Source organism: Chloroflexota bacterium, from assembly GCA_020850535.1.
GTDB lineage: Bacteria > Chloroflexota > UBA6077 > UBA6077 > JACCZL01 > JADZEM01.
The window spans coordinates 173953-184180 of record JADZEM010000013.1 but is presented as its reverse complement, the minus strand read 5'-3'; the positions used below and the strand labels follow the sequence as shown (position 1 = coordinate 184180).

Annotated in this window: 6 protein-coding genes; 5 read left to right on the top strand and 1 reads right to left on the bottom strand. The window is 70.7% G+C overall.

Going from position 1 to position 10228, the window contains the following annotated elements; genetic code table 11:
* Positions 1 to 495: 495 nt before the first annotated feature.
* On the bottom strand, positions 496 to 1392 hold the full coding sequence (locus IT306_02420; GenBank protein MCC7367247.1) for a TIM barrel protein: 897 nt from the start codon (positions 1390 to 1392) through the stop codon (positions 496 to 498).
* 328 nt (positions 1393 to 1720) lie between these two features.
* Here IT306_02420 and IT306_02415 point away from each other — a divergent pair, with 328 nt between their 5' ends.
* The 5 genes from IT306_02415 (at position 1721) to IT306_02395 (ending at position 10188) form a co-directional block, all read left to right on the top strand.
* The gene (locus IT306_02415; protein MCC7367246.1) at positions 1721 to 2605 is read left to right on the top strand and encodes a slipin family protein; all 885 of its coding nucleotides are present in this window, start codon (positions 1721 to 1723) and stop codon (positions 2603 to 2605) included.
* 53 nt (positions 2606 to 2658) lie between these two features.
* Positions 2659 to 2940 carry a hypothetical protein gene (locus IT306_02410; protein MCC7367245.1) on the top strand — a complete coding sequence of 94 codons (282 nt, stop codon included), beginning with the start codon at positions 2659 to 2661 and terminating at the stop codon, positions 2938 to 2940.
* A complete protein-coding gene (locus tag IT306_02405; protein MCC7367244.1) occupies positions 2937 to 3500 on the top strand; it encodes a hypothetical protein in 564 nt (187 codons plus the stop codon). Before IT306_02410 ends, IT306_02405 begins: the two co-directional genes overlap by 4 nt.
* 95 nt (positions 3501 to 3595) lie before the next feature.
* Positions 3596 to 5050, top strand: a complete 1455-nt coding sequence (gene xylB / locus IT306_02400) for a xylulokinase (GenBank protein ID MCC7367243.1) — start codon at positions 3596 to 3598, stop codon at positions 5048 to 5050.
* 461 nt (positions 5051 to 5511) lie between these two features.
* Positions 5512 to 10188, top strand: coding sequence for an AAA family ATPase (locus IT306_02395; GenBank protein MCC7367242.1), 4677 nt, complete (start codon positions 5512 to 5514; stop codon positions 10186 to 10188).
* The last annotated feature ends 40 nt before the right edge of the window (positions 10189 to 10228 follow it).

Below are 10228 nucleotides of genomic sequence, written 5' to 3'. Positions count from 1 at the left end.
TTGAAAGCCCCGCCTACGATCCTGCAGTCGCTGCGCGACGCGCCAGTCGCACCAGTGCCGGCCGTTCCCGACGGCCGTCGCGCAGCGACGGTGTGACTGTAGGCGGGGACTTCAGTCCCCGACCGCCTGTTCTATGATGCTTCGGGTACACCAATGAACAGGCGATCGCCCTGAGGCAGGCGCTGAGTTCGCTGCCTCCGTGGCGTTCTATGAAGCACAATCAGTCGGTCTTGGCACTCGATTTGGGCAGGCGATTGAGTCTACGGTTCTTCGGATTCGTCGCTATCCAGAAAGCGGCACCCCAATCGGCATGGGCGTGAGACGCTCACTCGTTCCCCGGTTTCCGTACGCAGTGATCTACCAATAGTCTGGGAGTTCGCTCGTCATCCTGGCTGTCGCCCACACTCGGCGGCACCCAACGTACTGGCAGCACAGGCAATAAGGGTGGCCCCATCGAACGCTCGGTGGGGCCACCTCCGCAGTGCAATCTGGTGATCAGAGGGTGGACACTTTCAGCGTGTCGAGCAGGTAGCGCCAGTTGATCCGCAGCTTGTCCTCGTAGGTGCCTTCGCCCTCGGCCGGGCGCGGTGGGTCCAGGTCGAGGGTGATCCAGCCCTCGTAACCGCGCTCCAGCAGCAGCGCCCAGATCCCTTCGTGATCCACGCCGCCGGCCCCGAGATCCTTGTAGAGAATCTCCCTGGCGTGCGCTTCCTTCGTCGGGGTGGGGCCGGTGAAGCCACGGTACGAGGCCTTCGTGTCCTTCCAGTGGATCGCGGCGACGCGGTCGTAGTACTGGCGGATCAGCTCGAGCGGATCGCCGCCGCCCAGGTTCAGGTGGGCCGTGTCCGGCAGCAGGTAGACGTACCGAGGATCGGTCAGCTCCATCAGCCGGTGGATCTCGTGCGGGCGCTCGATTGGCCCCCAGATGTGCGGGTGCGGCGCCAGCTTGACGCCCAGGTCGGCCGTCGCGCGGCCAAGCCGATTGAGCGAGTCGGCCAGCACCTCCAACTGCGCGTCCGTGGTGCCCCCGGGCGGCCGGTTGCCCATGTTGATCTTGAAGTGCTTGCAGCCGAAGACCGGGTACAGCTTGCGGACCCAGGCGATGTGGTCGTCGATGGTCTCCTGGCGCAGATCAGGATCGATGAAGTCGACCGGCCGGCCGTTGACCTCGTTGCGGTTCGAGATGGTGACCAGCGTGACGTTGTTGCGGTCGAGGACGGCCTTCAGCTCCTGGGAGCGTTCGAGGTACGGGCGCGATGAGCTGCCGTAGATCTCGATGCCCGGAAAGCCGAGCGCGTGGATCAGCTCGATGTGTGCATCCTCGATCGGGCCGAAGATGGCCGTGCCGACGGCGAAGTGCGGCCGCGGGCGGGGTGCGGAGCTCTGCGTCATGGCGCTCCTCCATTCAGCGTGCGTGTGCGCACACGGGTCAGCATGCGTGTGCGCGCAGGGGGTGGTCGCCTCCAGCGGCGGGGAGGTCTCAGAGCGGGCGTCAGCGCTGACCGTCCGCCTGAGAGTATGGGATGGGATCTCTCGAAAGGATGCTGCCGCATGCCAGCGGCCGGATGCCATCCTGCAGATGCAGCGGCCCCACTCCCCGTAAAGCGCGGGGACCGGTCGAGGCGCGCGGTATCATCATGGAAGAGGCCGCGCGTCGTGGCGCACGCTCGGGTGCGCCACCCCGTCTGCGATGCTGTGCAGGCTGCGCGGCGGAGGACCGATGTCACCTGCCCTGATTCAGACCCTGCTGGGGCTCGTCGGCCCGCTCCTGTTCTTCGGCTTCGTCGCCGTCTGGTTCTTTACCGCTGCCGTCAAGATCGTGCAGGAGTACGAGCGCGGCGTCGTGTTCCGTCTGGGGCGGCTGGTCGGGGCGCGTGGTCCTGGCCTGATCCTGTTGATCCCGAAGATCGAGCGGATGGTCAGGGTGGATCTGCGCGTCATCACGCTGGACGTGCCGGCCCAGGAGGCGATCACCCGCGACAACGTGACGGTCAAGGTCAACGCCGTCGCCTACTTCCGGGTGGTCGAGCCGACGCGCGCCATCGTCTCGGTAGTGGACTACCGCCGCGCCACCTCGCTGATGTGCCAGACGAGCCTGCGGAGCATTCTCGGGCAGTCCGACCTGGACACGCTGCTGTCGAGTCGGGACGAGATCAACGCCCAGCTCCAGCGGCTGATCGACGAGCAGACCGAGGCCTGGGGCATCAAGGTCACCAGCGTCGAGGTGCGGGACGTCGAGCTGCCGGAGTCGATGCAGCGGGCGATGGCCCGGCAGGCCGAGGCCGAGCGCGAGAAGCGGGCCAAGCTGATCCACGCCCAGGGCGAGTTCGCAGCATCGGAGCGGCTGGCCGAGGCGGCGCGCATCATCAGCGCCGAGGACGGCGGCCTCCAGTTGCGGTACCTGCAAACGCTCGGCCAGATCGCCAACGACCGACAGGCGACGATCTTCTTCCCGCTGCCCATCGACGTGACGCGCGGCTTCGGCGGCGACGGCCATGCGAACGGCAACGGGACGGAGCCGCGTCCGTCAACGGCGCCGCCCACGGCGCCCGAGCGGCCGACTCCCCGCCCGTCGCCGCGCCCGGACTTCGATAGCGGAGCCTGAGACTGTCCATCTCGCCATCCAGCCTCATGCTACACTCGTAGGACGAGGCGTCTATGTCATTCACCGTCGATGATTTTGAAGACTTGCTCCGCCTGCTCTACGAGCGACCTGAGTGGCGGAACCGACTCCGCGAGCTGATCCTGCCGCCAGAGCTCTTTGAGTTGCCCAGAATCGCCAACGAGTTGGCCGAAGTCAACCGTGCCGAACGCGAGCGCGTGGCGAAGCTGGAAGCCGAGCAGCAGGCCACACGCCAGGAGCTACACGAGGGATTCGCCCAGACCGGCGCTCGCATTGACCGGGTTGAGGGGCGGCTGGATCGCGCGGAGGCGAGTTGACCGAGTTCCGCACGGAGACCGCTGCGCGCTTCGACCGCGTGGACGAGCGCTTCGACCGCGTGGACGAGCGGCTTGGCTATGTTGACGCGCGCGGGAGGCGGACGAATGACAGTCTCGGCATCCTCAAGGGAAACACCATGGAGGAGCGGTACCGTGGGCGTTCGCGCACGTACTTCGGCGAGTTGCTGGAGCAGCCAGTCACCCTCTCCATCGCCGAGTTCGACGAGTTTGCCGCGCAGCAGGTGACCGAAGGCCGTCTCCTGCCTGCTGAGGCGCGACGCCTCGGCCGCGCAGACTTGCTCGTGCGCGGAACGGTGGCCGGCTCGCCCAAATACCTCGTGGTCGAGGCGTCATGGGCGTTGAATCAGGAGGATGTCGAACGCGCGGCAGACCGGGCAGCACTGCTTCGCAAGGCCGGTCATGACGCCCAGGGTGTCGTCGCAGGATGGCGTATTCAACCCGCCGCGCTCGATCTGGCCGAGCGGATGGGTGTCGCGCGCATCATCGAGCGCGAGCTTGATGGCCTCGATCCCACTGGTGGCGACGACGACGAACTGTAGCCCCTGCGTCCATAGCGCGTCCGCCGGGAGGACGGCCGACCCCACGGCCGGCTACCCTATCCCCCGCTGGCAGCTGGCCGGCGGAGGTTTTCCCGATGGCGCGACGAGCCTTCCTCGGTGTTGATTGTGGGACGCAGTCCACCAAGGCCCTGCTGGTGGACGCCGAGACGCTCGCGCCGCTGGCCGTTGGACGGGCCGCCCATGCGCTGATCTCCCGCGAGGATGGCACCCGCGAGCAGCACCCGACGTGGTGGATCGATGCGCTCCAGGTGGCCGTCCGCGAGGCGCTGGCCGAGGCTGGCCCCGTCGAGGTGGCCGGCATCGGCGTGTCTGGACAGCAGCACGGGATGGTCTGCCTCGACGCCGAGGACCGCCCGTTGCGGCCCGCCAAGCTCTGGAACGACACCAGCACGGCGGCGGACTGCGCCTGGCTGACCCGCAAGCTCGGCGGCCACAATGCCGTCCTCGGGCTGATCGGCAACACCATGTTGCCGGGCTACACTGCCCCAAAGATCTCCTGGTTCCACCGCTCGGAGCCAGCGCTGTACAACCAGACAGCCCGCATCTGCCTCCCGCACGACTATCTGAACCTCTGGTTGACGGGCTCCTTCGTCACCGAGCCGGGCGACGCCTCCGGCACGGCCTACTTCGAGCCGAAGGGGCGGACCTACCAGCCGGCCGTGCTGGGCCTGCTCGACGGCTCGCGGGACTGGGCGCGAACCCTGCCGCCGATACTGCCGTCGCTGTCGCAGATCGGGGCGCTGCGGCCGGCGGCAGCCGAGGCGTTGGGGCTGAGGGCCGGCATCCCCGTCAGCGGCGGGGGCGGCGACAACGCCTGTGCGGCCATCGGCATCGGGGCGACGCGGCCCGGTCCGACCGTCGTCAGCCTCGGCACCTCGGGGACGGTCTTCGCGCACATGGCGACCCCGGGTCTCGATCCGCAAGGGGAGGTCGCGGCCTTCTGCGATTCCACGGACGGCTGGCTGCCGCTGGTCTGCACCCTCGGCTGCACCGTCGCCTCGGAGTGGGTGCGCGGCCTGTTCGGGTTGTCGCACGCGGGCATGGAGGTCGCGCTGGTGCGGACCGAGCCGGGCACCGGCCCGGTCTTCCTGCCACACCTCGAAGGCGAGCGCACCCCCGATCTGCCAGCGGCAGCCGGCCTCTTCGCGGGGCTGCGGACGGCCCACACGCCGAACCACCTGGTGCGGTCCGTGCTGGAGGGTGTGACCTTCGGGCTGGCCTACGGGCTGGATGCCCTCAAGCGCACGGGCGTCGAGCCGACGGCGATCACGCTGGTCGGCGGCGGCTCGGCCTCGAATGGCTGGGCGCAGCTCTGCGCGGACATCTTCGAGCTGCCGGTGCAGCGACCGGCCGTCACCGAGGCGGCGGCGCTCGGGGCGGCTCTCCAGGCCCGCTGGGTGGTGGACGACGCTCCCGCGCCGACGCCGCAGTCGGCAGCAATCTGGGAGCCGCGTCCGTCCGAGGCACTGGTGGCCGCCCGCGAGCGCGCCAGCGAGCTGCGGACGCTGGCGGCCGAACGGGGGCTGTGAGCGGCGTTGTCGGTTGTCGGTCACAGGTGTCCGTCATCGGTTGTCCATCGCTTCTGGCTCACGGCTGACCATGTGACACATGGTCGCTACGGCCACCGTCGCGGTTCTTGCCCACGAACGACCGTTCGGTGTATATACTGGAAGACGCGCCGCCGGACGACTCGACGAACGAGCCCGGCGCACGATATTGCGTCCTTCCCCCTGCTCGCGTTGCTTGGCGAGAGATGTGCTCGCTCCTGACGACGCGGCAATCGGCTCTGCCGCGCGCGTTTCTGCCGGCTGGGGCTGACATCGTAGCCTGACGCCGCACGACCGTTCCGCGCGTGCACCGAAGCCAGACCAGTGCCTGGGTGATCTGTGAACGCCCTGGCGGCTACGTCTTCCGGTGCCTGTGTTCTTCGCTTCTCCCGCCTGCCCGGAGCCGCCGGGCGGCCAACCCACACCAGCGTGTAGGGAAACGTATGCCATTTCCTCGTCGTGGACGACGACGGCCCTTCATCAACTCCCGCTGGCAGGTGCGCCGGCTCGACTGTCTCTGCCTCTACCTGTCCACCAACGTCCGCACCATGCTGACGGCCTGGATGAAGATCTACGGCGAGACCAACGACGTGCCCGGCCTCGTGTCCGGCCCGATCGAGGTCCGCTTCCGCCGCCTGCGCGAGCACACCGGCGCTGACATCTTCCTCCTCTGGACGACGCCCGAGCACTGGGCGGGCGGCGAGGCCCTCTCCCTCTGGATCCCCGCGATGGGCCTGGCGCTGGAGTGCCGCGTTGACGCGGGCAAGCTGGTGGTGGACAAGGCTCGCCCCACCACGGACGAAGAGCGCGATCCGCGCCGTCAGCGCAGCGCCATCGGCATGGAGCTTCGGCCCGAGCGCATCGAGCTGCCGCCGCCCGACGACACCGGCGAGAACCCGAGCGCCGGCCTCGTATCCGCGTTCGAGCGCCTGCTCGACCGTCGCTGGACGAGCTTCGTCGATCCGCTGCGTGAGGCCCTGGAGGCCGAGGCGCGCGACGACACGGCCCGCGCCGAGCGGCTCGCGACCCCGTATGCCGTCGCCACGCCGCGCATCGGCAGCCAGAGCGAGTCCGACCCGTACCGCCTGTCCGGGGTGGAAGCCTCGGCGGTGGCCGCCTTCGACGAGGGCGAGTGGCTCGATCTGGTGGACACCAGGGGCCGGGTGATCTCCTCGGCGCGGCTGGTCCGCATCGACCCGGCCGAGGGCACAATGGACGTGGACGTGCGCGGCGCCGATCCGCCGTCCGAGGGGGTGGTGCGCCCGCGCCCGCAGACGCAGATCCTGGCCCAGAAGCGCGCCATCCTTGAGGAGCTGGACAACCCGACCGGCGGCCTTGCGAACGCCGTCCGGCTGGTGGCGTCGCCAGCCTCGTTGCCGCCGCCCCAGCGCCGCCGCCCGGCCGAGTTCGTCAACCGGCTGGTGGCCCAGAACAAGAGCCAGGTGCGGGCCGTCTCGCTGGCCCTCGGGCTGGAAGAGGGCCAGGCGCTGATGGTGCAGGGGCCGCCCGGTACGGGGAAGTCCACCACCCTGGCCGAGATCCTGGGACAGCTCGTCACCCGAGACACGAACGTCACCGTCCTGGTCTGCTCGCACTCGAACCACGGCGTGGACAACCTGCTGCTGAAGACGCTGCCGTACCTGGACACGGTGCCCGGCCTCGCCATCGCGCGCGTCGGCCTGTTCGACCGGGTCCATCCGCAGGCACGCCCGCACTACGTCCCGCCCGGCGAGGATCTGGGCGCATTCAACGTCGTCTTCACCACGGTGGATGCGTTGGCGCTCCAGGTGGAGGCCGGCGGTCGCACCTACGACTACGCCGTGCTGGACGAGGCGAACCGCGCCTCGATCCTGGACTCGCTGATCCCGCTGGTGCGTGGCCGGCGCTTCATCCTGGTGGGCGACCATCTCCAGTTGCAGCCGGTCCTCTCGGAGGCCGAGGAGCAGCTCCGGCTGGAGCCGGCCGTCGGGAACACCTCGGCGATTGGCAAGAGCCTGTTCGCGTGGCTGCGCGAGCGGCGGTTCCCAGAGGCGGCCACCGTCTTCCTGGACGAGCAGAACCGCATGCACCCGCTCATCGCGGGGCTGATCTCCGAGGTCTTCTACGAGGGCAAGCTGCGCTCTGGCCGACGCGCGCCGCGCCGCGTGGCCGACGTGCCGATCTTCCCGTCTGCAGTGACCTGGGTGGACACGCGCGGCCTGCACGGTCTGCGCGAGGCCAGAGGTCGCGGGGCGTCGCTGGTGAACGTCCCCGAGGCGCGGCTGGTGGCGACCATCGCGCGGCACATCCTGGGGAGCTCCCAGAAGGAAGTGGAGGTCGGCGTCATCTCGGCGTACGCCGAGCAGACGGCGCTGCTCCGACGACTGCTGCTGCATCGCAACAACCAGCGCGGCCCCCAGAACGGCACGGGCAAGAGCGGTCAGCTCGACCGCGCCGCCCTCAAGCTGCTGGAGATCGACACGGTTGACGCCTTCGAGGGCCGCGAGAAGGACATCATCATCGTCTCGCTGGTCCGCAGCAACCGCCGCCGCGACATCGGGTTCCTGCGGCTGATGCAGCGCATCAACGTGGCGCTCTCACGGGCGCGGACGATGCTGATCGTCGTCGGGGACACCTCGACGCTGCGCGGCAGCTACTTCGACAAGATCGTGCGGTACGTCCGTGCGAACGGCATGCTGGTGCCGGGGCCGCGCCTCATCGGGCGGCTGCTCAACGCCCGCAACGCCGAGCGCACCGGGGCCGGCGAGCGTCCCGAGCGGGCAGCCGGGGCTGGCGCCGGCCGCCGGCGACGTGGGCTGCCCTCGGCGCGCAACGCCTTCCCGCTTCAGGATCCGACCCAGGCAACGGCTGCCGGTGGGACCGACGAGGGCACGGCTGAGGAGGGCGGGCCCGGGCGCAGCCGGCGGCGACGGCGGCGCGTGCGGGGCCGGGCTGGGCAGGATCAGCCGCAGTTGCAGCCAACCACGACGATGGAGATGTCGCCGGTGGCCGAGCCTGGCCCAGACGAGCCGGCGACCCAGTACGAGATCGACCGGTTCGCGGCGCTGGTGGAACAGCTGCTGGGCGACACGTCCGGCGACGAGGGTGCGGGCGGCTCCGAGCTGGCCCCGCTGCCCGAAGTGGACCGCGCCCACGCCGAGGAAGTCCTGGCCGATGCGTTGCGCGCCGTGGGCGAGCAGGCCGAGCGGTCTGGCAGTTCGCGCTCGCGGCGGAACAACAACCGGCGTCGTTCGCGGCGTGGACAGGCGCGCCCCCTGCCAGGCGACGCCGCCGTGGCCGATGCCGCGCGGCGGATGGCTCGTGAAGAGTTGTTGGCGGCCGGCGGGGCTGACACCCTGCCGATGCTGATGCCCGGCGACGAGATCGCCGATCTGCCAGGGGAGACGCCGGCCCGGCCAGCCGCCGAGACTGGGGCGTCTGACGCGGCAGGAGCGGGTGACGTGGCGACCCCCGCCGACGCGACGAGCGCGCCGGCCATTAACTCTTCTCCGGCCCAGCGGCTGACCCGACCCAGGACACCGATTCGCGCCTTCCGCCCGCTCGACGAGCCGGCGTCGCCAACCCCGCCAGCTCCCGGAGCGTCGCCGACCGGGCCGGTCGGCGCGTCGTCTGAGGGGGATGGTGGAACACCGGAGCCGGCCCGCGGCATCCCACGACGGACGCGACGCCGGACGCCGGCCGCGGGCGTCGAGACGCCGGCTGCTCGTGCCGAGACGCCGGCGAGTACCGACTCGCGCGCGCCAGAGACGCCAGCCATAGCGCCGGTGGCAGGACCGGCGGCGGGGCCGGCGCAGCCGCCATCGGCTGCGGAGTCGCCAGAGGCCGGTCCACCGGCCCGCACGCGGCGACGGCGGACACCTGCCGTGACGGCTGGCACGGTGGACGTGACTCCTACGGACGGGCTGTCGGCGGCCGGGCTGTCGGCTGTGCCCGCTGCCAGCCAGCCGACGTCGGCTGATGAGGTGTCCGCGCCGGCCGCTCCGTCACCAGCCGCCCCCGTGACCGAGCCGCCCGCGGCTGGCTCGCCTGTCGAGGAGACAGCGCCGGCCGGGCGTCGTCGGACCCGCCGGGCGGCGGCTGCCACGACAACCGAGACCCCCACGCCACCGGCAGCCACGCCGGTTGACGAGCGGCAGCCGGCTGCCGCGTCGGAGGCTCCTGCATTGCCGGCTCCCGCATTGCCGGCCCCCATACCAGCAGCAGGGGTCGCGACCGATGCTTCCGGTGCTCCGACGGATGCTCCCGACATCTCAACGGCAGCCCCAGTGCGACGGCGTGGCCGTCGAACGGCGCAGCCAGTCGCCGAGGTTACCAGCACAGCCGACGGGGTGAGCGCGCCCGGCGCGTCGTCACCTGGCGCTGCCGAAGACTCATCTGAGACGTTGCCTGCGCGACCCACTCGACGGTCGCGGCGGGTGGCGGCTACAGCGGAGGCGGCGCCTGCTGACCGGGTGGCCGAGGCTCCCGCGACGAGTCAGATGGCCCCAGCGGCGGGACCAGTGGCGGGACCAGTGGCGGGACCAGTGGCGGTTCGTCGGTCGCGGCGGGCGCAGCCGGCGGTGGCCGAGGCTCCCACGCCAGCCACCGAGCCGACGCCTGTCGTGGAGGCCCTCTCATCTGCTGCACCCGCAGCCGAGCCGACGGCGGCCCCGTCGCCTCGGCGGACCCGGCGGACGGCCACGACGCTTGCGCCATCGGCTGTCGAGCCGGCGGCTGTCGAGCCGGCGGCTGTCGAGCCGGCGGCTGTCCAGCCGGAGTCGGTCCAGACGAAGGCCCCTACACGCGGTCGGCGTCGAGCGGCGGGCACGGAGACGCTGGCGACGGAGACGCTGGCGACGGAGGCGGCTGCGCCGCAGGCTGCTGCCCCGGCCGTCGAGCCGTCCACGTCGGCGCCAAACAACGGCGTCGTGCGGGCGCCGGTGGCGAACGGGATGGCAGCATCCAGCGACGGCGTTCCTGCCGCCGAGGTTGCCCCCCAGCCGACGCCGAAGCCCCGCCGTCCCCGGCGAAAGGCCGAGGCCGAGGCAGTCCCTGCCGCTGATGTGGCCCCGCCAGCCCGGCCCCGTCGCACGCGACGGACGGCCGCCAGCGCACCGTCAGAGGCCGCAACGGAGGCCTGAGTCGGCAGGTTTCCAAACGAACTGATCGTTCGCCGTTCGA